This is a genomic window from Dactylosporangium sp. NBC_01737 (assembly GCF_035963215.1).
GTDB lineage: Bacteria > Actinomycetota > Actinomycetes > Mycobacteriales > Micromonosporaceae > Dactylosporangium.
The window spans coordinates 1,581,798-1,607,763 of record NZ_CP109153.1 but is presented as its reverse complement, the minus strand read 5'-3'; the positions used below and the strand labels follow the sequence as shown (position 1 = coordinate 1,607,763).

Annotated in this window: 19 protein-coding genes and 2 pseudogenes; 12 read left to right on the top strand and 9 right to left on the bottom strand. The window is 71.0% G+C overall.

The window, feature by feature from the left end; genetic code table 11:
• The first annotated feature begins 42 nt into the window (after positions 1-42).
• Both OHA72_RS06945 and OHA72_RS06940 read left to right on the top strand, forming a co-directional pair.
• Entirely contained in the window at positions 43-1,116 is a 1,074-nt protein-coding gene (locus OHA72_RS06945; RefSeq protein ID WP_327007021.1) for a polyprenyl synthetase family protein, read from the top strand.
• A 399-nt stretch (positions 1,117-1,515) separates the two neighbouring features.
• Entirely contained in the window at positions 1,516-2,292 is a 777-nt protein-coding gene (locus OHA72_RS06940) for an IclR family transcriptional regulator (RefSeq protein WP_327007020.1), read from the top strand.
• A 48-nt stretch (positions 2,293-2,340) separates the two neighbouring features.
• Here OHA72_RS06940 and OHA72_RS06935 read toward each other — a convergent pair whose 3' ends face one another.
• Positions 2,341-4,458 (bottom strand): PhoX family protein, encoded by a 2,118-nt coding sequence (locus OHA72_RS06935; RefSeq protein WP_327007019.1) that lies wholly within the window; start codon positions 4,456-4,458, stop codon positions 2,341-2,343.
• Between the two features lie 165 nt (positions 4,459-4,623).
• Between OHA72_RS06935 and OHA72_RS06930 the strand changes: the two genes are divergently transcribed.
• The 3 genes and pseudogenes from OHA72_RS06930 (at position 4,624) to OHA72_RS06925 (ending at position 5,896) form a co-directional block, all read left to right on the top strand.
• Positions 4,624-5,124: a sigma-70 family RNA polymerase sigma factor gene (locus tag OHA72_RS06930; RefSeq protein WP_327011482.1), complete on the top strand. Its 501-nt coding sequence runs from the start codon at positions 4,624-4,626 to the stop codon at positions 5,122-5,124.
• Positions 5,114-5,188: pseudogene (locus OHA72_RS64555) on the top strand (hypothetical protein); the annotation flags it as partial. The gene OHA72_RS06930 and the pseudogene OHA72_RS64555, both read left to right, overlap by 11 nt.
• A 255-nt stretch (positions 5,189-5,443) precedes the next feature.
• Positions 5,444-5,896, top strand: a complete 453-nt coding sequence (locus OHA72_RS06925) for a hypothetical protein (RefSeq protein ID WP_327007018.1) — start codon at positions 5,444-5,446, stop codon at positions 5,894-5,896.
• Between the two features lie 26 nt (positions 5,897-5,922).
• On the opposite strand, the gene rarD is transcribed toward OHA72_RS06925, so the two are convergent.
• The 4 genes and pseudogenes from rarD to OHA72_RS06905 all read right to left on the bottom strand — a co-directional run bounded on the left by rarD (position 5,923) and on the right by OHA72_RS06905 (position 10,074).
• Positions 5,923-6,852, bottom strand: coding sequence for an EamA family transporter RarD (gene rarD / locus OHA72_RS06920; RefSeq protein ID WP_327007017.1), 930 nt, complete (start codon positions 6,850-6,852; stop codon positions 5,923-5,925).
• A 156-nt stretch (positions 6,853-7,008) separates the two neighbouring features.
• Positions 7,009-7,368 (bottom strand): annotated as a pseudogene (locus tag OHA72_RS06915) (phage holin family protein); the annotation flags it as partial.
• 991 nt (positions 7,369-8,359) lie between these two features.
• Complete coding sequence (locus OHA72_RS06910) at positions 8,360-8,953, bottom strand: hypothetical protein (RefSeq protein WP_327007016.1); 594 nt, start codon at positions 8,951-8,953, stop codon at positions 8,360-8,362.
• An 80-nt stretch (positions 8,954-9,033) separates the two neighbouring features.
• Positions 9,034-10,074 carry a type VII secretion protein EccE gene (locus OHA72_RS06905; RefSeq protein ID WP_327007015.1) on the bottom strand — a complete coding sequence of 347 codons (1,041 nt, stop codon included), beginning with the start codon at positions 10,072-10,074 and terminating at the stop codon, positions 9,034-9,036.
• 68 nt (positions 10,075-10,142) lie between these two features.
• Between OHA72_RS06905 and eccB the strand changes: the two genes are divergently transcribed.
• Positions 10,143-11,474, top strand: a complete 1,332-nt coding sequence (gene eccB / locus OHA72_RS06900) for a type VII secretion protein EccB (RefSeq protein WP_327007014.1) — start codon at positions 10,143-10,145, stop codon at positions 11,472-11,474.
• Here the strand turns inward: eccB and OHA72_RS06895 are convergent.
• Positions 11,468-12,265 carry a DNA adenine methylase gene (locus OHA72_RS06895; RefSeq protein WP_327007013.1) on the bottom strand — a complete coding sequence of 266 codons (798 nt, stop codon included), beginning with the start codon at positions 12,263-12,265 and terminating at the stop codon, positions 11,468-11,470. The genes eccB and OHA72_RS06895 overlap by 7 nt on opposite strands.
• A 126-nt stretch (positions 12,266-12,391) precedes the next feature.
• Between OHA72_RS06895 and OHA72_RS06890 the strand changes: the two genes are divergently transcribed.
• Both OHA72_RS06890 and OHA72_RS06885 read left to right on the top strand, forming a co-directional pair.
• The gene (locus OHA72_RS06890) at positions 12,392-12,709 is read left to right on the top strand and encodes a WXG100 family type VII secretion target (protein WP_327007012.1); all 318 of its coding nucleotides are present in this window, start codon (positions 12,392-12,394) and stop codon (positions 12,707-12,709) included.
• Positions 12,710-12,727: 18 nt separating this feature from the next.
• Complete coding sequence (locus tag OHA72_RS06885; RefSeq protein ID WP_327007011.1) at positions 12,728-13,024, top strand: WXG100 family type VII secretion target; 297 nt, start codon at positions 12,728-12,730, stop codon at positions 13,022-13,024.
• A 186-nt stretch (positions 13,025-13,210) separates the two neighbouring features.
• On the opposite strand, the gene mycP is transcribed toward OHA72_RS06885, so the two are convergent.
• Positions 13,211-14,299: a type VII secretion-associated serine protease mycosin gene (gene mycP, locus OHA72_RS06880; protein WP_327007010.1), complete on the bottom strand. Its 1,089-nt coding sequence runs from the start codon at positions 14,297-14,299 to the stop codon at positions 13,211-13,213.
• A gap of 340 nt (positions 14,300-14,639) precedes the next feature.
• Between mycP and OHA72_RS06875 the strand changes: the two genes are divergently transcribed.
• Both OHA72_RS06875 and OHA72_RS06870 read left to right on the top strand, forming a co-directional pair.
• Positions 14,640-19,700 (top strand): hypothetical protein, encoded by a 5,061-nt coding sequence (locus OHA72_RS06875; RefSeq protein ID WP_327007009.1) that lies wholly within the window; start codon positions 14,640-14,642, stop codon positions 19,698-19,700.
• Positions 19,697-20,059: a UCP033725 family protein gene (locus OHA72_RS06870; protein ID WP_327007008.1), complete on the top strand. Its 363-nt coding sequence runs from the start codon at positions 19,697-19,699 to the stop codon at positions 20,057-20,059. The genes OHA72_RS06875 and OHA72_RS06870 overlap by 4 nt, the downstream gene beginning before the upstream one ends.
• 203 nt (positions 20,060-20,262) lie before the next feature.
• Here OHA72_RS06870 and OHA72_RS06865 read toward each other — a convergent pair whose 3' ends face one another.
• Positions 20,263-21,495, bottom strand: coding sequence for an IS4 family transposase (locus OHA72_RS06865; RefSeq protein WP_327007007.1), 1,233 nt, complete (start codon positions 21,493-21,495; stop codon positions 20,263-20,265).
• 44 nt (positions 21,496-21,539) lie between these two features.
• Entirely contained in the window at positions 21,540-22,463 is a 924-nt protein-coding gene (locus OHA72_RS06860) for an alpha/beta fold hydrolase (protein ID WP_327007006.1), read from the bottom strand.
• Positions 22,464-22,513: 50 nt separating this feature from the next.
• Here OHA72_RS06860 and OHA72_RS06855 point away from each other — a divergent pair, with 50 nt between their 5' ends.
• Both OHA72_RS06855 and OHA72_RS06850 read left to right on the top strand, forming a co-directional pair.
• On the top strand, positions 22,514-23,665 hold the full coding sequence (locus tag OHA72_RS06855) for a C45 family autoproteolytic acyltransferase/hydrolase (protein ID WP_327007005.1): 1,152 nt from the start codon (positions 22,514-22,516) through the stop codon (positions 23,663-23,665).
• Positions 23,666-23,939: 274 nt separating this feature from the next.
• Positions 23,940-25,943: a DUF1800 domain-containing protein gene (locus OHA72_RS06850; RefSeq protein WP_327007004.1), complete on the top strand. Its 2,004-nt coding sequence runs from the start codon at positions 23,940-23,942 to the stop codon at positions 25,941-25,943.
• Positions 25,944-25,966 lie beyond the last annotated feature (23 nt).

The following is a 25,966-nucleotide window of genomic DNA, read 5'->3' as shown; positions in this document are numbered from 1 at the left end:
TGCGACGTCCCCCCGTGGTGTCCCACGCGGGGACGTCGCTGCATGAGGGCGCCGCAAGCTGTTCGGACAGGCTATGGCATCGTTGGAGCTGTGGTGAGTACGGGAACCGTGCAATCGGGTGCGTCTGTCGGCCTGACCTTCGCCGATCCGGCGTTGGAAAGCAGCGTCATGGCGATCCTCCGGGACGTCGAGACGGTGCTGGTCGACTCCGTCGACAGTGCCAACCCGCTGGTGACCGAGGCGGCCCGCCACCTGGTCAACGCGGGCGGCAAGCGGTTCCGGCCGCTGCTCGTGGCGCTCGCCGCACACTTCGGCGACCCGACCGCGCGTGAGGTCGTGCTGGCCGGCGCGGTGGTCGAGCTGACCCACCTCGCGACGCTCTACCACGACGACGTCATGGACGAGGCCGCCGTGCGCCGCGGCGCACCCAGCGCCAACTCCCGCTGGGGCAACTCGCTGGCGATCCTCATCGGCGACTACCTGTTCGCCCGTGCCGCCGCCGTCGCCACCGAGCTCGGGCTCGAGGCGGTCAAGATCCAGGCGAGCACGTTCTCGCGCCTCGTGCACGGCCAGGTCGCCGAGACCGCCGGCCCGCTGCAGGGCGAGGACGCGATCTCGCACTACCTGCGGGTCATCTCGCAGAAGACCGGCTCGCTGATCTCGACCAGCGCCCGCTTCGGCGGCATGTTCGGCGGCTGCACCGACGAGGAGATCGAAGCCCTCGCGACGTTCGCCGAGACGTTCGGCATCGCGTTCCAGCTCTCCGACGACCTGATCGACATCGCCAGCGAGAGCACCCAGTCGGGCAAGACTCCCGGCACCGACCTGCGTGAGGGCGTGCCGACGCTGCCGGTGCTCTACGCGCTGGCCTCCGGCGACGACGACGCCGCCTCGATCCGCCTCCGCGAGATCCTGTCCGCGGGGCCGGTCACCGACGACGCGTTGCACGCGGAGGCGCTGACGCTGCTGCGGGAGTCCGCGGCGCTGAAGCAGGCCCGCGAGACCGTCCGTGGCTATGCGGACCGCGCCAGGGCGTGCCTGGCGCCCCTGCCGCACGTGCCGGCGCGGGTCGCGATGGAGTCTCTGTGCGACTTCATCGCTGATCGCACCAACTGATTCTTCTCCGGGGACGGCGCAGCGGCGGCATTCTGCCGCCGCTGACTGCTGGATGCCACATTGCTCAATGCGATGCGGCACTGCTACCTGCCTCGGCGACAACTCGCAACGACGTGATGACAGCCAGGAGTGGTCCTGCAGCACGCGCGTTTTGCCTACTCAACCATAAGCGCTTTACTTACACAGATATCATGACTCAAGATTGAGTGATACTTACGTTACTCGGCGTGTCGCTAGCATGACTGCACACAACTGATGTCCGGATTGAGCCATTCATCGCTATGTGTAGAGCGGTCGGATTCCCTGACCTGACGCCACAAATGATCAAACTGTTCCCTGGACCAGCTCCAGTTTCATATGGTGTGAATCCAGTTACTGCTGCGGCTGGGGAGGGCGGCGGTGCGGGATCCACAGGCCGAACCCTCGGACCTCATCCGGAGCGTGTCGAGGGCACTACGAGTCTTGGAGGCCGTGGGTCAATCACCACGCGGCCTCACCGTGAAGCAGATCGCCCGACGATGTGACTTCACGGTCGCTACGACCTACCACCTCGTGCGCACCCTGGCATACGAGGGCTACGTAATACGGCGTGAGAACGGCACCTACGTGGTCGGGCTGGAGATCGCCGACCGCTACCGGGAGCTGGTGCTCGCGTTCCGGGGGCCCAGCGCCGTCACAGACCGGCTGCGCCGGGCTGCCGCGGAGACGGGCTACAGCCACTTCCTGGGACGCTTCATCGGCGGCAGGATCGCCGTCACCGCGTCAGCGGAGGGTCCACGGACCCCGCCGTACGACGAACTGGTGCCGGGCTACGACGACGCCGCCCACGCCACGGCACTGGGCAAGGCGCTGCTCGCCACGATGAGCGCGGATCAGCGATGGCGCTTCCTGAAGGAGTACGGGATGCGCGCGTACACCTCGGCGACACTGACGTCGCCGGAGGCCCTCGACTCGGACCTCGCCGCCGGCGAGCGCCGTGGCATGCAGATCGAGATCGGCCAGTTCCGCCAGGGGCTCGCGTGCGCCGCGGTCATGGTGGTCACCGACCGCGACCCGGACCGCCGGGTCGTGCTGGCCTGCGCGCTGCCGCCCGCCGAGCTGATGTCCTCGGCGAAGGTCGTGCGGACCAGGCTGCTCGCCACCGCACACCACCTGGCGACGGTCCTGGCCGAATAGCAACGGGCGTCTCCCGCGGTACCTGGGAGACGCCCGCTGCGAACGAGGTCAGACGCCGATGTTGTGGCCGTCCAGGCGCCACGCCACCGCGATGCCCGGCTTGGCGAAGTCGCCGTCGGGCCAGTTCGACGCCGGCTTCTCCACCGACGCGCCGCTGATCTCGCCGGGGTGCTGCACCGCGACGAACGCGCTCTTGTTGTCGCCGTGGATCCACGGCCCGCAGGTCTCCGCGCCGTAGGGCACCGTCAGGAACTGCTTCAGGTGACCCTTCTCGGGGCCTTCCAGCGGCACCGCGAACAGGCCGTCGTTGGTGCCGAGCGCGTTGCCGTCGGTGGAGATCCACAGGTTGCCGGCGCCGTCGAACGCCACGTTGTCGGGGCAGGAGATCGGCGAGACCTGGTTCTTGTCGTACCCCATGAAGTACGTCGCCGGGTCCTTCGGGTCGCCGCAGACGATCGGGATGGTCCACGTGAACGCCGTGCCGGTGTGGTCGCCGTTGTTCTCGGTGATCTCGAAGATGTGCCCGTGCTTGTTGTTCGTGCGCGGGTTCGCCTCGTCGGCCGGGGCCTTGCCGGCCGGGCCGCGCGCCGTGTTGTTCGTCAGCGCGACGTAGATCTTGCCGGTCTTCGGGTTGGGCTCGACGTCCTCGGGCCGGTCCATCTTGGTCGCGCCGACCGCGTCACCGGCGAGGCGGGTGAAGACCAGCACCTCCTCCAGCGACATGCCGGGCACCTGCGACTTGCCGTCCTTCACCAGCGCGACCCACTCGCCGGTACCGTTGAACGCGCCGTCGGCGGGCAGCTTGCCGCTGCCGTCGATCTCCGCCGCGGAGGTGAAGCCGAGCTTCGCCACGTACAACGAGCCCGACTCCAGCAGGGTCAGGTTGTGCCGGCGGGCGAAGTAGGACTTACCGCTGTCGAACTTCTTGTCCGACACGAACTTGTACAGGTAGTCGAAGCGCTCGTCGTCGCCCATGTACGCCACGGCCTTGCCGCTCTTGGCGATGATGACGTTCGCGCCCTCGTGCTTCACCCGGCCCAGCGCGGTGTGCTTGCGCGGGGTCGAGCCGGGCGTGAACGGGTCGATCTCGACGACCCAGCCGAAGCGGTTCGCCTCGTTCGGGTGCTTCGTCAGGTCGAAGCGGGCGTCGGCGCGGTCCCACTTGCGGCTGCCGGCGGGGTAGCGGTTCACCGTGTCGATGCCGTACCGGTTGAACCGCGTCTTCGCCGGTTCGACAGCCGTCTCGGCACCGACGAAGTACTGGTTGAAGTTCTCCTCGCCCGAGAGGATCGTGCCCCACGGCGTGACGCCGCCCGCGCAGTTGTTCAGCGTACCGATGACATCCCGGCCTGACGGGTCGGCCGAGGTCTTCATCAGGTCGCTGCCGGCGGCGGGGCCGGTGACCTTGAAGTGCGTCGACAGGGCGGTGACCCGGCGGTTGTAACGCCGCCACCCGCGCGACACCGGCGTCCAGCGGCCCGAGTCGCCGACCCGCTCCAACTCGACCACGGACATGCCGTGCGCGGCCATCGCGGTGCGCAGCTGCTCGACCGACAGCCCGTCGATGCCCGGGAAGTTCGGGAACATCAGGTCCTCGTTGGTGTACTCGTGGTTGCACACGAGCAGCGCCCGCTCGCCGCGGCGGTCCAGCGGCAGCACCGCGACGAAGTCGTTGTTGTAGCCGAACTGCTTCGCCTGGGCGTCCGCGGTCTGCTTCGCGATGTTGAACCGCGGCGCACCCGGCACGACCTCGTCGCCCCACCGGATGACCACGGCGTGGTCGTACCCGTTGGGCACCACGACCCCGTCCACCTGGTTGGGCGTGACGGCCTTGAACGTCAGTTGCGACGGCTCGGGGGACTTCGTCGCGAACGAGTCGACCTCCGGCATAACGACGTCGGGCTCGCCCACCTCCCCGGCCGGCGAGGCGAACGCCGGCGTCCCCGCGGCGACCCCGGCGCCGGCCAGGCCAAGCACGAGCGCGCCGGCCCGCATGACACCGCGCCGCGACACCGCGTTCATCTCATCGGTGAAGTACGGGTTGGCCGACTGGTTCGGCACCGGGTGCTCACAGGCGATGCCGCATCGGTACAGGCAGGTCATACGATCGCGACCGCCGCCGTGCGCAACGGCCATCGGTAACGTCCGCCGTGGGTTATCCGACATTACGGGCTCCTGATCCTGAACAGCGACGGGGGACGAACGGCACCCTAGGGATGTCGGGTGAATGACATGTGACGCCGCCTTGAACCGCTGTGCGTATTAGTGCGTAGAAGCCAATGGAAGGGATACGGATAGTGCCTAAGCGTGAGTACAGACGATGCTGACCTGCTGCTGAAGGCGCTCCACAAGGAGCACGGAGATGCGCTGTTCGCCCATGCGCTGCGACTGACCGGCGGAGACCGCCAACGGGCCGAGGACCTGGTGCAGGAGACTCTGCTCCGGGCCTGGCAACACCCGGAGGCGCTCGACCCGGCCCGCGGCTCGGTGCGTGCCTGGCTCTTCACCACCGCCCGGAACCTCGCCATCGACGCGTGGCGGCGACGCTCCGCGCGGGTGGGCGAGGTCTTCACCGACCAGATGCCGGAGTCCCCGGTCGCGGTCGACGAGACCGAGCGCGCGGTGGAGTCCTGGGTCCTGGCGGAGGCGCTGACCCGACTTTCCCGACCGCACCGCGAGGTCCTGGTGGAGTGCTTCTACCAGGGACGTTCGGTCGCCGAGGCGGCCGAACGACTGGGCGTGCCCCCGGGCACCGTCAAGTCGCGGACCTACTACGCACTGCGTTCGCTGAAGGTCGTTCTGGAGGAGTTGGGGGTGAGCAATGAGGTGTGAACACCTCCATGACTCGGCTGTCTATGTGCTGGGAGCGTTGTCGCCGCCGGAGCGCGAGACATACGAGCGGCATCTCGCGGACTGCGAGGAGTGCCGCGCGGAGGTGGCGGAGTTCGGCGAGCTGCCTGGGCTGCTCGGCAAGCTGGACCCGGACGTTGCGCAGGCACTCGCCGCGCAGGACGCCCCGCCAGCTGGATGGGCCGGTCCGTCGGCCGTTCCCGCATCGGCTGCCTGGGCCGGTCCGTCCGCTGCTTGGGCTGGGCCGTCTGCGGTTCCTGCGGTTCCTGCCGCTTCTGCGACCGACCCCCTGCTTCCTCGGGTGCTCGACCGGGCGCAGCGCAGCCGGCGCACCGAGCGGCGGCGCCGCCGCTGGCAGAGTGCCGGGACCGCGCTCGTCGCCGCCTGCCTCGGCGTGCTCGCCGTGATCGGGGTGCGATCCGCGGGGGTGGGACAGCCGGACTTCGTCGCTATGCAGGAGGTTTCCGCCACGGTACCGGTGACCGCCAGCCTGGCCTTCGAAGGCGAGCCCGGCGGGACCCTCGTGCGGATGCAGTGCGCGTACAAGCCGACCGGCGCCGCCGGCTCCGGGAAGTGGACCTACAAGCTCTACGTGGTGCCGAAGACCGGAGAGCCCGAGGAACTCGACTCGTGGACCGCCGGCGTCGGCGACGAGTACGAGCTCAAGGCCCACACCCGGTACCAGCGCGCCGACATCCAGAAGATCGAGATCCGCAAGGGCGACGGCACGCCGTTGCTCGTCCTCAACGCCTGAAGCTCGTCCTCGTCTCACTCACACCGCTAGACCGGCTGGGCGGCCACCGTCTCCTCGACGGCGGCCGCCTTCTCCGCTTTGCGCTGCCGGCTGTGCCGGATCGCGTCCCACGTGAAGATCGCCAGCGCGCACCACACGATCACGAACCCGGCCAGCCGCGCCGGCGGCATCGGCTCGTGGAACACCAGCACCCCGAGGACCAGCTGCAGCGTCGGCGTCAGGTACTGCAGGATTCCCAGGCCCGACAGCGGCACCCGGTTGGCCGCCTCCGCGAACAGCAGCAGCGGCACCGCGGTCAGCAGCCCACTGCCTGCCAGCATCACGGTGTGCCAGGCCGACACGGTGCCGAACGTCTCCTGATGCCGCGAGGCCAGCCACGCCAGATACCCGATCGCGGGCAGCGTCAGCACCGCCGACTCCAGGAACAGCCCCTCACCGGCCGGCAGCCCGAGCCGCTTCTTGATCAGGCTGTACGTGCCGAACGACCCCGCGAGCGTCAACGCGATCCACGGCAGTCGCCCGTAGTCCACGCTCAGCACGACCACGGCCACGGTGCCGACCCCGAGCGCCACCCACTGCAACCGCCGCAGTCGCTCCCGCAGCACCAGTACACCGAGCAGAATGACGAACAACGGGTTGATGAAGTATCCGAGCGACGCCTCGACCACCCGGTCCGTGTCCACGGCGAAGATGTAGACACCCCAGTTGACCGCGATGAACACCGCCGCCACGGAGATCCCGGCCAGCCGCTTCGTGTCCTTGAACAGCGCCCTGAGCGTCTGCCACCGCGACAGCACGGTCAGCAGCACCGCCACGGAGATCAGCGACCACACGATCCGATGCGCGAGCACCTCGACCGCCCCCGCAGGCCGCAACGCCCGAAAGTACAGCGGGAACACGCCCCACAAGATGTTGGCGGACAATGCGGACAAATACCCACGGCGCAGCGGTTCCACGCCTCTTACCGTAAGGGGCGGTCGGCCAACCGCCCCTCACCGGGTCGTGCAGTCCGCTCGTTGCTACCGGTAGTTCCGCGGGTAGTACTGCTGCTGGCGGGGCGGCGGAGGCGGAGGCTGCTGGCGGCGGTTCCTGTCCTTGTCGCCCCCGTCGGGGATGACGAGGTTGATGACCCAGCTGACGACGCCGATGAACAACGCCCCGAGCACCGCCGACGGCCAGAAGTCGTCGACGTGGAACGCCAGGTCCAGCTTCTCGGCGATCCAACTCGTCAGCATCAACAGCAACCCGTTGACGACCAGCGAGATCAGCCCAAGCGTCAACAGATACGCCCAGCAACCAATGGTCTTGATGATCGGGCGCAACACCGCGTTCACGATCCCGAAGATCGCGGCGACGACGAGCACGGTCAGCACCGTGCGCCCGGTCGTCCCCTCAACAGTGATGCCCGGGATCACCAGCGTGGCCAGCCACACCGTGAACGCACTCACGCCGAGCCGGATGAGGATTCCCATGCCGGTGATCGTGCCACGCCCCTCCAACCGCGGATACCCCGCGCCCACCCCGACCAGCACCAGAGTTCCCCCAACCCCCACCACAACCGCCCCACCCCCACGCCAAACAACGGTTTCCGACGTGGGATCGCGGCGCGGCGGTCGCCGTCTGGGTCGTCGCCCGCGCCGCCATCGTGATCGAAGCCGTCTGCCGGTCGTCCAGGCAGCCATAGGACGACTTCGATTTATGAAGAGGGAGGTCGTGACCGTCGATGACTGGACCGGGGAGTACCACGCTCCAGCGACGATCTTCACCTCGCTGCTTGATCGAAGGACGCCCGTGGTCGCTGGGGCGGCCACTGCTGTCCTTTGATCACGTTCGCAAGATCGTCCGTCGGCACCGAACCGCGGCCGCAGGCAGGAACACTGCCATGCTCGGGCCGGCGAGGCGCGGAGGGTGTGTCGCACGTGTGGTCGCCGGAGCGGGGTCATGGCGTGCAGGTTGCTTCGGGTGGCTCACCACGACCGTGATCGAAGGCGCGTGCTGGTCGTCGGAGCGGCCGTGGGGCGGCTTCGATCAATGCGCTGACCGCTGTGGCAGCAGTCGGCGGTGCGGGATTGCCGATCACGCCAGGGGTCCGCGCGGGGTGTGCCCATGTCACGCCGAGCGTGCGGGTATCGATGCGGGCTCCTGCCTGCGGATTGCTGTCGGTTCGCCGCATGCAATGCCACCGTGATCGAAGGTGTGCATCGGCCGCCCGGGCGACCCCGGGGCGACTTCGATCACGGATCCGGTTGCTGACTGCCATATCCGTCCTTTGATCACGGCCGATCCGCCGATCACCGTCGCCTGTGGGTGCCTCCTCGCGGTCGAGTGGAGTTGAGGCGGTGGTCGCGGGCCGGGCCGAGCCAGGTCGGTGGGCGGCTCTGTTGCGGGTGCCCCGCTGGCGTCGACGCCGTCATCAGCTCCTCCTTGCAGTCGGGTCGGGTTGAGGTGGAGGCGGGGGGATGGTTAGCGGGCAGGGCCGCCGGTCAGGTGGAGTTCGACCGGTGTCGGGGACAGGTGGGCCCAGCGGACGGTGCGGCGGCTGACCACGATGCCGAGCATCTCGGGGGCGATGCGGGTGAGCCAGGCGGCCGACTCGGTCAGGCCGAGCGCGTCGGTGGCGATCGTGGCCTCGGCCGGGGTCAGGGGCTGCAGGAGGACGAGGTCGGCGCGGGTCAGCAGGTCGGCTTCGGCTGCGGTGAGGTCGTCGCGGACGATCAGCGTGGCGCGCCAGGCGGACTCGGTGACGGCGGGCATGGGGCGGCCGTCGGAGGGGCCGGTGTCGATGACCAGCAGCTGCGGGGCGGTCGCGGTCGGCGGGGGTGGGTCGGCGGGCCGGCCCGCTGGGAGCAGGGTGATCGGCTCGTCGCCGAGGCCGCGCAGGAACGGGGACCACGCGGCGGGGCGGGTCGACTGGACGGTGACGTGGGCGCCGACGGCGAGGGCGCGCAGGGTCAGCATCTCGGCGCAGCGCAGGCCGCCGATCAGGACCGCTCGGGTCGGCTCGGCGCGGAACGGGCGGATCACCACCGGGGTGCCGTGCCGGTTGACGCCGAGCATCAGGCCGTCGCCGCCGGCTGCGGGCGCCAGCGAGGCGAGGTGGGCGGCGGTGACGAGCTGGGCGGCGCTGCCGTCGAGGGTCAGGTCGTCACGGCCGGCGAGGAGGCCGGCCAGAGCGGCGGCGTCGGCCGGCGCACCGCCGCCCAGGGGGGCGTCGCGGCGAGGGCGTCGAACTGTGAGCCGTCGAGGCGGGCCACCTGGGCGCCGAGCGCGGTGGCGAGCTGGTGCAGCGCCGCGGTCGCCTGGTCGAGCGCGGTCAGGGTGGGCGCCGCGAGGCGGATGGTCAGCTCGGCGCGGCAGGCGTCCTCGCCGCCGGTGGCGGTGAGCGCGACGGTCACCGCGGAGCAGGGCAGGGTCAGCAGCCGGTCGGCCAGCGGACCGTCCTGCGGCCGGCGGCGCAGCCGGAACACCGCCTGCCGCAGCCCGCCCACCTCCAGGCCGCGGCGGGTCTCACGGACAGGCCGGTCGGGGCGGTGCCCGGCGGCCTCGGCCAGCGCCGTGAGTGCCGACTGCGGCGACAGTGGGCGGGCCGGCAGGCCGGCCTTGCCGAGCAGGCGGCAGGCGCGGCAGACCGCGGCGACGAGGCTGCGCTCCAGGTCCTCGCGCTGATAGCCGCCGGCTCGACGGATCCGCACGCTGAGCAGCACCTGGCGGCGTGCGGGGATGTGGCCGTCGGTGAGCTGCCGGTAGGACGTGGCCGACGGTGTCGCGCCGGCACCCGGGTCGGGCGCGGCGGTCGCGCTGACCAGCAGCTGGATCCGTGCCTCCGGCAGGTCGGGTGCGGGAGGCGGGAGCAGCGCGCTCAGTGGCGGCACCGGTGGCGGGGCGTCGCCGAGCAGGTCGCTCAGGTCGCCGACCCGGATCATCGCGGTGAGCCCGTCGGCGTCCTCGACCACGCCGACGTCCACGCCGTCGATGTCCAGCGGCGCCATGACGGCGCCGGGTCGGACCACCGCGAGCAGCCCGGCGCCCGCCGGCGGTGACCTGCGGCGACGCGGCGGCCGCACCTGCAGCCCGAACGGCACCGCGGCGGCCAACGCCCAGGCCGGATGATGCGTCCACCCCAAGACCAACAATGCCGACGCGACCTGCGCGAGCACGATCCGCACAGCCTTCCTCATATCGCCCCCCGCCTATGCGATCTGGGGAATATCGTAGGGCGCCGGTACGACAGTTTTGGGGGGACAGCATGGCGTCGCGGCAGGACCAGCTGCATTCGTACCAGTTCATGGTGCAGCGCGTCGTCGCCGCATTGGTCACGCGCGAGACGGACCCGCCGAGATCGCCGTTTCGGCGCGTAGCAGGGGCGACGCTGGTCGGAGTGCTGCTCGCCGCGCTCGGCGTCGGGGGAGCGGCGGCCTATGCACTGATCGTGCCCGGCACTTCTGGCAAATGGCGCAACGAACGGGCACTCATCGTGGAGAAAGAGTCGGGTGCGCTATTCGTGTACCGCGACGAACGCCTCCATCCCGTCCTCAATCAGACATCCGCACTGCTCATCCTCAATCAGCCCGGGGTGAAGACGATCTCGGTCTCCACGAAGGCCCTGGCCGAGGCCCCGAGAGGCGCGACACTGGGCATCCCCGGCGCACCCGCCTCGCTGCCGACCGCGCAACGCCTGCACAGAGACCCATGGAAGATGTGCACAAAAGCCGCGGCATCGGTCGTGTTCATCACCCCCGAAGGGCCCAGGGACGGCACCACGCTCGGCGACCGTGGGCTGCTCGTCACCGGCCCCACCAACGCCCAGTACCTGCTGGTCCAGGGACGCAAGCACCTCATCCGCCAGCCCGGCGCCGTGCTCCCCGCGCTCGTCTGGTCCGGCCGGCCGCAGACAGCGGTCGCGCAGGCGTTCCTGCACGCGGTGCCGTCGGGCGCCGACCTGGTCACGCCCGCCGTGGAAGGCCGGGGCCGCAAGGTGGCCGGCAAGGTCGCCGGACAGCTGTTCGGGGTCCGCAGCGGCGACAGGGTGGACGCGTTCGTGATGACCGCCGACGGCCTCGCCTCCGTGACGCCGATGCAGGCCGCGCTGCTGCTCGCCGCCCCGGAGACCGCCGCGGTGCAGGGCCGCGGCGAGCTGCTTCCGCTCACGCCGGGCGAGTTCGCCGCGCTGGTCCACGACCGCCAGGTCCGCCCGTTCCCGGCCGGTGCCGGCCTGCCGGCCACGGTGCCGCAGTTGCTCGACGCTGTTTCCGGCGCCGTGTGTACGACCAGCGAAGCCACCATCACCACCGGCAACGCGCTGCCCGACGTGACCCGCGTCCCGGAGACGTCGCAGACGGGCACCATTCTGGCGGACCGCATCGTGGTGGCACCGGGCGGTGGCGCGCTCGTGCGTACCGACACCGGCAACCTCACGCTGGTGACCGATCTCGGCCGGCGGCACGCGCTACCGGTGGCCGGCGTCCTGGCAGGCCTCGGCTACCAGGGCGTGGAGCCGGTCACCGTGCCGGGCGAGTTCGTCGGTCTCCTCCCGGTCGGGCCGGCACTCGATCCGGAGCTGGCGGCGCATGCTCAATAGTTCGTGAGAATCAGGTCCGAGCTGGCTCTGGCGTCGGATCGCAGGTTGATGTCGCGGCGCGTCGCCATCGTGGTCGCGGTGAAGTCGCCATAGATGCGGCGGGTCGCGTCCGTGTCGCTGTTGGTCATGGTGATCAGGACCCCGCGGCCCGTGGCGTCCCGCATCGCGGCGGCCAGCCGCTCATGGTCCGCGTCACGGAACTGCCCCGCCGTGTACCGCTTGAAGTCCGCGAACCCACCCTCCGGCAGGTACGGCGGGTCGAGGAACACCCAGTCGCCGGCCGCCGCCTCGCGCAGCGGCTCCTCGAAGTCACAGAGCCTGATCTCCACCCCCGCGAGCGCCGCCGAGGCCGCGAGCAGCGTCTCCCGGCGGTAGTACGGCCGGTCGTAGGCGCCGTACGGTGCGTTGAACCCGCCCCGCCGGTTGACCCGCCACAGCCCTCGGAACGCGGTCTTGTTCAGGTAGATGACCCGGGCGGCCCGCTCGACGTCGCTCATGCCGGCGGAATCCTGCGCGCGGACCTCGGCGAACCGCTGCGCCGTGTTGGGCAGCGCGTCGAGCTGCTCCATGACGGCCTCGGGCCACGCGGCCACGGCGCGGAAGCAGGCAACCAGCTCGGGATTGGCGTCCGACAGCACCGCCTTGACCGGCCGCAACTCGAAGAACACGGCGGCGCTGCCCATGAACGGCTCCCAATAGCAGCCGGTGTACGCCGGTGCCGCGGCAACCAGTTGCGCCGCATAGCGGGTCTTCCCGCCGGCCCACTTGATGAACGACCGGCCATCCGCCACGCGGTACATCGTAGAGGAAGGGCGAAATGCCGGAAGTTATCCACAGGAAGGAATTACGTCTGGTTGCCGATCGGTGACTGCCGATACCGTCGGCAGGTCCGCGACACGAGAGACGGGGTGAGCACCGTGGCACAGACGACACAGGCGCAGCAGGCCGAGCTGCATTCGGCCGCTCAACGGTTCGAGCAGGTCAACGGCGAGCTGCAGAGCATGCTCAGCACGCTGATGCGCGAGCTGGAGACGACCAGGACCGGCTGGCAGGGCGCGGGCGGCCGGTCCTTCGACACGGTCAAGCACGCGTGGAACCGCGACCAGGAGACGCTCAACAAGAACCTGCTGGAGACGGCCGAGGGCCTCAGGTCCGCCGGCCGCAACTATCAGGTCACCGACGCCGACGCCGGAGCCCGCTTCCGGGGCATCGGCACCCAGCACCTGCCGCTCTGAGCCGGACGGGAGACGGTCATGGACGACACACTGGTGGTCAACTTCGCCGCTATGGATCACGCCGGGCAGTCCATCCAGAGCGCGCTCAACACGCTCAATGCCCGGCTCGAAGAGGTCACGCAACTCGGCCGGCGACTGACCGCGGGGTGGCAGGGCGAGGCGCGGGAGGCCTATTCGGCCCGCCAGGCCAACTGGGAGCGGGCCGGCGCCGACCTGGCCGCGACGCTGCGCGAGATCAAGGTCGCACTGGACGAGTCGATGCGGCGGTATCTGGAGACGGAGCAGCGCAACAGGCACCTGTTCCCGCAGCGCTGAGCGGCCGTGACGGCCCGGTTCGCGACGAGTTCGCGGACCGGGCCTCCGGCATGCCACCGCCGCGGCCGGCGGCAACGGGCCAGCGCCTGCCAGTGGCAACGGGCCAAAGCCTGCCGGTGGCAACGGGCCAGGGCATGCCGGAAGCGCGGTCGGTGGCGGACGGGCCTGAGCCTGCGGTCGACGTGGTCAGCGGCTGCCGAACGCGGCAGCGGTCCGGTCGCCCGAGGCCGCGTCCGACGGTCGCGGCGGGCGCCGGACGCCCGGGTGCCAGCTGCGGCGCCTCCCGCGCGGCACCACGACCGCGACCAGCAGCATGAGCGCGGCCAGCCCGACACCCAGCCCGGACAGCAGCAGCGTGCGGTCCTGCGCGGCGACCCGCTGTGCCGCCAGAGGGTCCCGCGCGACCGGAGCGAGCGTCTGCCCTCCCGGACGCGCCGGCGTGCCGGTCTCCTCCGTCAGCGCACGGTAGGGGTTGAGGACGCCGGCGCCGAAGCCCGGGCCGGCCACACCACCGTCGGCGGTCGCCGTGAGCCGCGCCGCGATCTGCGGTGCCGTCATGTCCGGTCGGTACTGGCGGAGCAAAGCCGCGGTGGCCGCGACGTACGGGGCGGCGAAGCTCGTGCCCTCCACGGTCGTCAGGCCCTGCGGTGTGGCCGTCGTCACCACCCTGGCGCCCGGCGCGACGAGATCCACGAACGGGCCGGTCTGCGAGCCCGGCAGGCGCTGCCCGTCCGGGCCGACGGCGCCGACGCCGATGACCCCCTCGTACGCCGCGGGGTACGGCGTCCTGTTGCCCTCCGTGAACCGGTTGCCGGCGGCGGCGACCAGCACCACATCCCGCGACACCGCGAACCGGACCGCCTCGCGCACGTCGGCGCTGTCCTGGTACGACACCAGCGAAAGGTTGATCACCCCGGCGCCCTGCTGGACGGCGGCCCGGATCGCCGCCGCGACCCCTGCCGGGGTGCCGCGCCGGCCGGCGGTCGTGCCGTCCTCCAGCTCGACCAGTTCGCTCACCCGCAGCGCCAGGATCGTGGCGGCCGGCGCGAGCCCTTGCAGCGGCGAGCCGGCGACCGGCCGGGCGGCGATGATGCCCGCCACGCCGGTGCCGTGCCCGACGCAGTCGAGCAGCGAGCCTCCGTCGTCGAGCTGGTCGGGTCCCGCCCGCACCGCGCCCTGCAGCTGCGGGTGCCGGGCGTCGACCCCCGAATCGACCACGGCGACCGTCACACCACGGCCGTCGGCGATGGGCGAGAGCTTTCGCTGGTCGTACACCTGCGAAGGCCAAGGAATCCCGGTCGGTGCCGGCGCGGGCGGGCGGATCGGCCCTGGGCATGCCGGCGGAGCCTGAGCCTCAGCCGTCGAAGGTGCGACACCAAAACCGACGATGCAGCATGAAACGGTCAAAACAGCCAGCCTGACGGGACGAGGCATGTGCAGATGGTAATTGTTCGGCCCTCGGACGGTGACGCTCGTGGGACAGGCCTGGGTTCGGAGGCGGTTCGATCGCTATGCTGGCTGGAGCGCTTGCAGGGTCGCACCCCTCGGATTGCCGTGGCCGTATAGGTTAAGTTTCGCGAGCGCGGCGGTTCCGAGCCCGACAGAGGGGGTGGCCGTGAGCGAGTGGGAGCCGGCCACCGAGGCCGAAGGCGCCATGCGTGACGCCCTGCGCGCCAATGACCAGGAGCAGTATTTCCGCATCCTGGCCCGGGTGGACATCTTGCTGCCCATCGCGCCCGAGGGCGTGCAGAACGGCGACTCCGGCTGGGGCACCTGGACGACGGAGGGCCGCACCCACGTGCTGGCGTTCACGTCGCCCGAGGCGCTCCGCGAGTGCCTCGCCGGCCACCCGGGCACGCATCGGCGCGTGCCGTTCCGCGACCTCACCAGCATCTGGCCCAATGTCGAGTGGTGGCTCGCGGTCAACCCCGGCCTGCCGATCGAGGGCTACCTGCCGTCGTGGTTCGTGACCCAGATCACTCGAGGCGACGTCCGGCTGCCCGGCCGCACGCTCGGCGCCCGCGCCAGGATCGAGCAGGCCGCCGGTTCGCGCGCCCGGGCGACCGCGCAGGTGCCGGTCCGCAGCGTGCCCAACCAGCCCGCGCCGTCGCCGATCGAGCGCCACCGGATGAAGGCCGAGTCCGCGCCGCCGGCACCGACCTCCGCGCCACCTTCGCCGACCTCGGCACCACCCGCGCCCACGTCCGCGCCTCCGCTCGGCCAGCCCGGGGCCCGCACGGGCGGGTTCTCCGCCGCGGGCCGCCCACTGTCCGGCCCGTCCGGTCCTCCGCCGAAGCGTGACGTGCCGCCGCCCGACGTGGCGCCGCCCGGAGCGTTCCTGCCGACGCGGGCGGACCGCCCGATCAACTATGAGCGCACGACGGGCGCCGCGGGTTATGAACGGCCCGCCGACTTCCGCCGCCCCCGCCCGCCGGCCACCCCTGTGCCTCCCGCGGCCGCGGCGCCTCCTGCGGCGCCGGGCCGCCCCGGGCTCTTCGACGAGTCGGACCGCTCCTCGCTGGACGTGCCGGGCGAGCGGGAGCTGTTCGGGGACCTGAAGCCTGACGTGCCCGGCCGTTCGCCGGGATGGTCGCCGGGCGCGGACACCCGTCCCGCACCGCCGTCCAAGCCTGGCGGTGCCGGCCTGCCCATGCGGCCGACATCGCCCGCTCCTGGTTCGTCCGGGTTGCCTGCGCGGCCTGGTGCCGGCGAGTTCGGTCCGTCCGGCCTGCCGACCCGACCCGGCGCCGCTGGCCCTGGCTCCGCTGGTCCTGGTTCGTCCGGGCCTGGTTCGTCCGGGCCTGGTTCGTCCGGGCTTGGTTCGTCCGGGCTTGGTTCGTCCGGGCTTGGTTCGTCCGGGCTTGGTTCGTCCGGGCTTGGTTCGTCCGGGCTTGGTTCGTCCGGGCTTGGTTCGTCCGGCCTGCCGAGTCGTCCTAGCGCCGGGGATGCCGGTTCGTCGGGGTTGCCGGGCCGGCCTGGCGCCGCGGACTTCGGCGCGTCCGGGCTGCCCAGCCGGCCCGGTGACGCTGGTTCGTCGGGGCTGCCCATGCGGCCGACCTCGCCGGCTCCGGGCTCCGGCGGCCTGCCGATGCGGCCGACCTCGCCCGCCGCCGATTCGTCCGGACTGCCCGCCCGGCCCCCGTCGACCGGTGGCCTCGGCGGTGCGCTGCCTTCGCGCGGCGCCGCCGGTGCCGACGGCCCGGAGCAGGACGACCGCGACGGCGACCCACGTCGATACTGGCCACGCCGCGAACCCGCCCGCAGCCTCGGCGAGATCTTCACCGAACATGCCGACCCCGTGATCCCGGCCGCGTGGCAACCGCCGCCCGTCGTTCCGCTGTCGACCGCTCCGCCATTGCCGACCCGCCAGCCGGGCGACCGCCCCGACGCCGCCTTCCGGCCCGGCGAAGGCGGCGCCCTGCCGTCCCGCCCCGGCGCCGGCGACCAGGGCGCTCTCCCGCCGCGGGCCGGTGATCACGGCTCCCTCCCGTCGCGGCCCGGTCCCGGCGATCAGGGTTCCTTCCCGTCCCGGCGGCCTGGCGGCGGCGATCCGGGTTCGTTGCCGTCGCGGCCCGCTGCCGGCGGTCCGGGCGCCCTGCCGGGTCGGCCGAGCAACCTGGTGTCGCGGCCATCCGAGCCGCTGCCGCCGCGTGTCGAGCCGTCCGATGCCGGAGTGCTGCCCGTGCGTCCTGGGCTGGTCGATCCCGGTGCCTTCGGACCCGGCGAGAGCGGCCGGCCCGAGTCCCGCGAGGGCGGGTTCCTGCAGCCAGGGCCCAGCGGGTTCCTGGCGGCCGGCCGGGCCAGGGCCGGCGAGCCCGCCACGTTCCGTGGCGACGACCCCGTCTCCGGCGCCGGCGACCCAAGCTCCCGCCCCGGCGACCCAAGCTCCCGCCCCGGCGACCCCGGATCCCGTCCCGGCGACCTCGGCTCCCGCCCCGGCGACCAGAGCGGATTCCTGTCCACCCCAGGCGATCCCACCCCCCGCGGCGACCTCACGTCCCGCGGCGACTTCGCATCCCGTGGTGACGCGGTCCGCGGCGAGGTCATGGGGCGTGGCGAGGTCGCGGCCCGTAGCGACGTTGCCGGGCGTGGTGATGTTGCGTCTCGTGGCGAGGCGTTCGGCGGAGCGCGGGGCGAAGAGCCGCCGTGGCGGACGCAGGGCGAGCCGCCGTTGCCGTTCGACCGGCCCGGGTTCAGCAGGCTGGACATCGAGGCGCCTGAGGTCGACGAGCCGCCCGCTGCTTCGGTCGAGGCGCCGGTCAACGAGCCCGGGTCGCTGTTCGGTCCGGTCAAGGGTCGGGCCAAGGCCGCCGGGTTCGGGCGGGTCCCCGACCTGGACGAGCATCCGTTCTTCGCCGACAGCGAGCCGTCCGAGTTCGACGGTGCGGGCCGGCTGTTCGGGCAACCTGAGCAGCCCTTGCGGGAGCAGGCGCCGTGGGGACCGAGCGCGTTCGAGCAGGGCGGCCGTGACCAGGCCGCACCGGACGCCGCCGCGGAGCAGGCAGCGCGCGAGCTGGCCGCACGGGAGCAGGCGGCCCGTGACCAGGCCGCGCAGGACGCCCGTGAGCAGGCGGCCCGCGAGCAGGCGGCCCAGGACGCCCGTGAGCAGGCGGCCCGCGAGCAGGCCGCGCAGGACGCCCGTGAGCAGGCGGCCCGCGAGCAGGCCGCGCAGGAGGCTCGTGATCAGGCCGCCCGCGACGAGGCCCGCCGGCTCGCTGAGCAGGAAGCCGCCCGCGAAGCGGCCCGGGAGATCGCCGCCCAGCAGGCCGCGCGAGAAGCAGCCCAGGAGCTGGCCGCACAGGAAGCCGCCCGCGACCTTGCAGCACAGGAAGCCGCACGTGAGCTGGCCGCGCAGGACGCAGCGCGTGAGGTGGCCGCACAGGAAGCTGCGCGTGAGCTGGCTGAGCGGGAAGCGGCACGTGAGCAAGCTGAGCGGGAAGCCGCACAGGAGGCAGCACAGCAGGCCGCCCAGGAGCGGGCTGCCCGGGAACAGGAGCTGGCCGACCAGCAGGCGCGCGACCTTGCCGCGCAGAAGGCCGACGCCGAGCGGGCCGCCAGCGACCGGGCCGAGCTCGAACGGGACCGAGCGGCATTGGATCGCGCCGCCGAGCAGCGGGCGGCGTTGAGCTGGCTGGCCCAGGAGCAGGACGCCGGATCCGGACTCGCGGGCGGCCAGGCAGCGTATGAGCCCTGGCGGCCCTCCGAAGGCTCCGCCGGCCTCGACCTCGCCGCGGAGCTGCGTGCGATCGAGGAGCGCGCCGCGCAGGCCAAGGCGGCCGAGGAGGTCGCCGCCCGCGAGCTGGCCGAGCAGTTGCGGGCCATCGAGGAGCGGGTCGCCAGGTCCAGCACGACCGGCGAGAGCGGCTCCCGGACCTACGCGACCGACGAGGCCGCGCAGGCCGGCAGCCGGGCAGAGCCGTGGAGCGCGACTCAAGGGGACCAGCCGGCCGACCGGCACGACACCGAGTCCACCCAGGCGATCGGGCGGCCGGCAGCCGACCGCGGCGCCCCGGTCTCGTTCTTCGGCGGGGCGGATGGCGGTACACCGGCGGAAAATGCGACCGCAGCGGCGCCTTCGCAGGACGTCAGGTCGTTCTTCGAGTCGGTGTATGAGCCCGAGGTCGTCAACGAGGCGCCAGTGCGGCTGCACGCCGAGATCGTCGACGCGGAGGTCGTCACGCCGGCCGTGACGGTGCCGGTGAAGTCGGCGGCGGCGCAGGCGCGGGACTTCCGGCCGGCGAACACCGTGGAGCAGGACCTGTTCGAGGCGGTGCAGGCCAACAGCACCGACCGGTTCCTGTCGACGCTGCTGCTGGCGAAGATCCTGGTGCCGGAGTGGTCCGGCGAGGGGCCGATCGACCCGGCGTCGTGGCGGACCGAGCACATGAACGGGCTGCCGCACCTGGTCGTGTTCACGGCCGCGGAGCGGCTGGCGGACCGGCTCGGCGCCGATGCGCAGGGCAGCTGGATCAAGTTCACGCGGCTGATCCGCAACTGGCCGCCCGGTGATCAGCTGGCGTTCGCGGTCAACCCGGACTCGCCGATCGGGGCGGTGCTGCCGGGCACGGAGGTCGTGCAGCTCGCGACATGGGCCGCTGAGCTGGGGCTCGGCGTCGACGAGCCAGAGGCGCCGACGGCGGCCGCGACGCCGGCGCAGCAGCCGCGGCCGACGTTCGAGCCGCAGGTGTCCAGCGGGCCGCTGCTGATGCAGAAGCCGATCTCGCCCGAGCAGCTGTCCTACTATCTGGAACGCGGGTACGACCGGGTGTCCGGGTTCGTGCACCGGGCCGGCGAGGTGGGGCACCTGCAGACGCCTGAGCAGCTGTATCAGGCGCTGGGTCTCGGGTACGCGGGATCGTCGTTCAAGCCGGACGCCGAGGAGGCGTACGTGTTGCGCTGGAAGGCGTACCGCGGCGACCTGTACCGGATCCCATATGGCGGACCGCACGAGGCCGCGATGCGGGCGATGGAGGGCTGGGTCATCGAGCGCCCGCCGTTCCGTGGCAACGGGTTCGCGCCGAGTGACACCAGCGACGTGATCGCCGAGTTCAAGGTGGACAGCGCGCGGCTGCCGCACCACGCGGAGCTGTGGCGGCTGCGGCGCGACGGTCAGCAGGAGCTGATCGCCCGCCTCGACGCGGACGGGCCGGCGTGGCGGAAGGGCAAGGAGCTGTGATCCGGGACGGCTACGCGGCCCGCTGGCAGGGCGCGGAGTACGAGGCGAGCCCCGACGGCGACAACGTCCGCCTGTACCGGCCCGACCCGAGCGAAGGCTTCGAAGAGGTGCGGGCCGGCCGGTTCCGGCGGGTCGTGCCGCTGAGCGAGGTCGACTTCGCCTATGTGCGTACCACGTGCTTCTGGCGGGACGAGCCGTTCATCGTGCTCGGCGAGCATGACGGATGGTTGCGGGTCGAGTACACCGGCGGCAAGTCGACCGTCGCCGCCGAGCTCGGCCTGGAAGAGTTCGACTACGGCGTGTATCAGGGCTGGGCGCCCCGCGCCGACGTCAGCGAACTACGGGAATATCGGGTCTAGCCCCAATACCGCTGACTTAGGCGGTCGTTGCCCGTGGTTTTCGCTTGGTGGGGTTGGGTTTGGTGGCTTCCACGATGGTGATGCTGTGATCGGGACGTGCTGGGTCGCGGTGTTGTGCTCGTTTGAGTTTCCAGTTCGACATCTTGCGTTTGATCACTCGCGGGTTGCTGCGGGCGCGGCGGGTGGTCAGGTGCCGCAGGATTTCACGGACGCCTCGGCGCAGTGCCCGGGTCAGTCGTGAGGGGGGAAAACGCCGCTTGGGCGGTGACCTGGCGGCGTACGAGGCGCAGGGTGCGGGTGAATGACACCCGGTCGGGGTCGATGTCGGCGCCGGCTGCGGCGTGATGCATCAGGGTGCGCACGGCGTAGTGCACGAGGAGGAAGCCGTAGATTTCCTGTTCGACCCCGGTCGGGGTCTGCGAGCGCAGGACCATGTCTGGCTGGCCTTGATGGGTTTTCAGTTCATCGAGGGACGTTTCGATCTCCCAGCGTTGGGCGTACAACGCGGCCAGGTCGAGTGCCGGAGCGGCGTCCGGGTCCAGGATCGTGGTGATCAGCCGGTAGACGGTGGCCTGGCCGGGCATGGTGTATTCCACCACCCGCACGGTGATCGGGTCGGCGTGGCGGTTCTTGTCGCGGGCGGCGAAGATGTGCGACAGGTACGAACCGTCGTGCAGTTGCTCGATCACGGGCAGCACGGCAACGGACTTGACCCGCCAGAGCAGGTCCGCGCCGGTCGCGGCGGCTTCCCGCCACAGATCGAAGCCGAGGAATCCACGGTCGGCCAGCAGGAGCATGCCCGGGCCCAGCGCACCGAATAGCTGCTGCGCCAGGACGGTCTCATGAGTGGATAATGGCCCGGTCGTTGCAGCGAAGATGGCGTGGGTGCCACATTCGGCGATCGCCGCGACCCGAGCCTGCGGGTAGGCGCTTCTGCCGTTGCCGCGGCCCGAACCCGGCCGGCCGAAGAAGTCCACATTGGACACCGTGTCGGGCAGATCGAAGGTGGTGCCGTCCACCGCGACCAGGCGCCACTCCCGGTAGAACGCACCGACCGTCGCCGGGGTGGCCACCGGCCGGCAGACCGAGGCGAACAACGCCTTGATCGGCTCCGGGCCTAACCGGACCCGGGCCCGGGTGATCGCCGCCGTGGTCGGCACCTGCCACGAACCCCGCCAGCCACGCGCCCAACCGAGGCCCTCGGTCAGCAACCGGGCCACCTCCTCGTAGCCCTGACCGAAGAACAGGCACATCGCCAGGACGTAGTAGACCACCGCCCGCGCCGGCAACAACCGGCTGCGCTGCTGCGTACGACCCGCCTCAGCGACCACCCGATCCACCAACTCCGGCGGAAACGTCGAGGTCAACAACCCGATCGCAATCCGATCCGACAACCGCTCACCCAGCGGCGGTTTCACCTGTCCAGCACGCGGCACACCGCACTGTAGCAGCCAACACGCTTAAGTCAGCGGTATTGGGTCTAGCCCGCTTTGATCCACCGCAGGATCTCGCCTGTGATGAGCTCCGGCTGCTCCAGATGCGGGAAATGTCCGACCCCCGGCAGCAGCCGCCACTCGTATTCGGCCAGCGCGTAGCGACCCGAACCCTGCGCGGTGCGCGGTAGGACCGCCGTGTCCTGAGCGCCGTGCAGCTGCAGCGTGGGCGCCATGATCGGCTTCTGGAGCTGCTTGACGAAGCGGTACCCCTGCAATCGCAGCGCCGAACGAGCGGCCCACCGGTAGGTCTCCAGCGCGCAGAACGCCGCCTGCGGGATGCGCATCGCCTCGCGGCAGCAGCGCTCATAGTCGCGGTATTCGTCGGTGCCGACCCAGTCCGGGCCGCCCCACATCGCCAGGTATTCGCCGACCAGTGCGGCGTTGTTCCTGGTCAGGACGTGCTCGAACCGCGGCAGCTGAAACTTCAGCACCGGCCGGGCGGCGGCGAGCTGGCCGCGGGGGTCGGCGATCAGAGCGGCACGCAGCCGCAGCGGGTGGGCCGCGCCGAGGACGACCAGGCGCCGGACCAGCTTCGGGTGGAACGCCGCCGTGGCCCAGCCGATCATGCCCCCGTAGCCGGCGCCGACGATGTACGCGGTGCGCTCGCCGAGTGCGCGGATCAGGCCGGCGACGTCGCCCGCCATCGTGTACCCGTCGTAACCGCGCGGTGGCTTGTCGCTCGCGCCGTAGCCGCGCAGGTCGACCGCGACGGCCCGGAACCCGGCGTCGGCGATCGCGGCCAGCTGGTTGTGCCACGCGTACCAGAACTCGGGAAAGCCGTGCAGGAACAGCACCAGCGGACCGGTGCCCGCTTCAACGACGTGGAACCTCGTGCCGTTGGCACTGACGAAGCGGTGCAACCACGGCCCGTCGATCATGACGCACGTGTCGTCAACCGGGAGGTTCATGTGGCTCAGCGTAGGGCCCCGCGGCCAAGATCTCTGCCAGGTGACCGGCTGTGATCCGCAACGTCGAGGGTTCTGTGCAAGGGCTGGTCACGCTTAGCGTTCAGCGCATGGACCTGCCGTTGCCGTTGATCGAAGTCGAGGGTACACCCGGTGAGTGTGGCGTCGCTTACGGTGCCGCCGCTCGATCCCTGATCGCCGCGAACACCGCGAACTATCTGGACCGGTTCGCGGCGACGGGCCTGGACCGGCCGGCGGTCCGGCGCGCGGGGAGCCTGTTCCGCGCCGCGTCCCGACAGCACGCGCCGCGCGTCGCGCAGATGCTGGACGGCGTCGCGGAGGGTGCCGGCGTACCGGTCGAGGAGATCTACGCACTCAACGCGCGGACCGAGCTGCTCTACGGCAACGGCGCCACCGAGTGCACCTCGATCGGCGTCCTGGACGCACGGACGGCGTCGGGCCACACCGTGCTCGCGCAGAACTGGGACTGGCACCCGGCGCAGCGGCCGTTCACGCTCCTGCTGGCCACCCGGGACGAGCACGGATCGACGGTGCTCACGCTGACCGAGGCCGGAATGCTGGCCAAGGCCGGGTTCAACGACGCCGGCCTGGGCGTCTGCGTCAACATGCTCACCAGCGACCGGGACGGCCGGCCGGGTGGCGTGCCCTATCACGTCCTGCTCCGGGCCGTGCTCGAGCAGCGCGTGCTCGGGTCCGCACTCCGGGTCGCGTGCTCCACCCCGCGCAGCGCGAGCATCAACCTGCTGCTCGGCCAGGCGTTCTCCGCGGGTGTACCGGGGGAGATCGTCGATGTGGAGGTCGCTCCGAGTGATGTGGGCGTGCTGAACCCGGTCGACGGGCTCGTGACCCACGCCAACCACTTCGAGGCGCTGCCGACGGTGCACGACACGCTGCGTGACATCGGCAGCTCCTCGTTCTTCCGCAGCGCACGGGCGCGCCGGCTGCTCGGCTCGGGGCCGATGCCGATCGCGGAGAAGGATCTCCAGCTGGTGCTCGCGGACCACGGCGGCTACCCGCAGTCCATCTGCCGGCACGACGTCGACGCGCTGTCCGAGGAGGACCGCTCGGAGTCGCTCTACGCCGTCGTGCTGGACCTCGACGAGCGCCGGATGTCGATCGCGGCAGGTCCGCCCTGCCGGGCCGATACGTATCACGAGGTCCGGCTTTCCGGACTTTTCACCTGATCTCGTCGCGGCGGTGGCGGTGCAGGATCACCTTAAATGTATCTGTGCTGATCACGCCGCCGCGACGGTCCGCGGGGGCGCCTGAAACGGTCGTTTCCGCAGCTCAACGAGGTTAGTTCCGGCCCGGCCAAGTTGATCTTCACCCCGGGTCGCCGCAAGGCTCCTTAAGTCCTGGTCAGAGCGCTTCATACGCGGCTTGTCCCTGCTCTTGGCACCCACTAACTTCCGGATCGACGCACGTGAGCCCCCACATCGTCGGAATCGGGATTTGTAGATGAACGAGCGAGACGTGCCGAGACGGCGCCCGGGACAGGGCCCTGACGGCAACTACGACCCGTACGTCGACTCGTACTACGAGTCCGGCTACGAGGACCAGACCGGCACCGGTCGGCGCGCGCCGGGCCCCCGCGGCTTCGACCGGCAGGCGATGCCCGCCGATCGTGGCGGCTCCGGCCCGCACTTCTACGACCCGAGCGCCGCCCGGAGCCGCGGTGCCGGCCTGCCCGACATCGAGGACGAAGACTTCGATGACGAGGAGCCGTCGAACTGGCGCCGCCGTACGGCGATGATCGCCATCGGCGGCGGCGCGGCCGCCCTCATCGGTGGTGGCGCCTACGCCGTCACCCAGTTCTTCGGTGAAGGCACCGACCCGGCCAACACCGCCGCCGAGGTGCCCGTCGACACCGCCGCCCCCGCGTATGTCGACCAGAACCAGAGCCTAATGAACGGCCAGGCCGGTCTCGGCATCCGCAAGAACACGCCGACGACGGGCAACTCGTTCGGCACCCCCGCCGACGCGGCCAAGAACGCCAAGGTCACCGCCAAGACGGTGCTGCCCACCAAGGACCCGGTCCGCCATCTCGCCGGCCGCCTCACCTTCGGGCCCAACAGCAAGACGATCGCCGACATCAACAAGCTCGGCATCAACGGCTGGATCGCCAAGCAGCTCAAGCCCGAGACGATCCCGCTGACCCGTGGCGAGCAGAAGGCCGACGCCGAGCTGGTCACCTGGGCCATGTCCTACGAGCAGCTCAAGGCGCAGCGCGAGGACCTGGACAAGAAGGGTATCCAGGCGGACGAGCAGAACGTCCGGTACGCGATCGCCAAGCAGCTCTTCTCCGACCGTCAGCTCTTCGAGATGATGGTCGACTTCTTCGGCGACTACTTCCACGTCGCTGCCTTCCACGAGGGCAACGAGCTGACCCGGGCGTCGTTCGAGCGGGACGTCATCCGCAAGCACGCCCTCGGCAACTACGTCGACATGTTCGTCGCCGGCAACAAGCACTCGGCGCTGCTGAAGTACCTCGACCAGAACGAGTCGACCAAGGACGCGATCAACGAGAACCTCGCCCGCGAGAACCTCGAGCTCTACACGGTCGGCGCCTTCAACGGCTACACCGAGGTCGACGTCCGCCAGGCCGCCATGCTGCAGACCGGCCGCAGCGTCCGGGACAACCAGTACGTGTACCGCCCGGAGCAGCACTACGTCGGCCCGATCAAGATCATGGGCTTCTCGCACGCGAACCCGACCGCCGAAGGTGGCGAGGCGGTCCAGGAGGCGTACTTCCGCTACCTGGCGCTGCACCCGAACACCGCGCGGTACATGGCGCAGAACCTCGCGACCAGGTTCGTCTCCGACGTGCCGCCGAAGACGCTGGTCGACGCGATGGCCAAGACCTACCTCGACAAGAAGAGCAACATCCCGGCCGTGCTCATGACCATGCTGAGCCGCACCGAGTTCTGGGCGTCCGTCGGCCAGAAGGTCCGCCGCCCCGGTGAGTACCTGACCGCCACGTACCGCGCCCTTGAGATCGGCGCCGACGCTCCGGCCGGCTTCACGTCGAACAACACCAACGTCAGCCCGATGGTCCAGGGCCTCGGCGACATCAAGCGCAAGCTGGAGGAGTACGGCCACGCCCCGATGGAGCTGCCGACCCCCAACGGCTACGCCGACGTCTACGTGGCGTGGACCTCTGCCGGCACCATGGTCAACCAGTGGAACGACGCGTACACCGCGATCACCGGCGGCCGGCGCCAGTTCACCTGGCAGAAGCCCGAGGCGATCATCGCCAGCCCGCCGGCGACCGCGGGCGCCTACCTCGACGCCCTGACGAAGAAGCTGATCAACGTCACGCTCGACAACGACCGCCGCCTGGCGATCCTGCACATCGTCAGCCCGACGATGACGGCGAGCACGCCGGTCGACGCCACGTTCAACGGCGCCATCGCATCGGTGGTCCGGGCCATCTTCGCCACTCCCCACCACCACCTCCGGTAAGTCGAGGCATACCAATGGAGAAG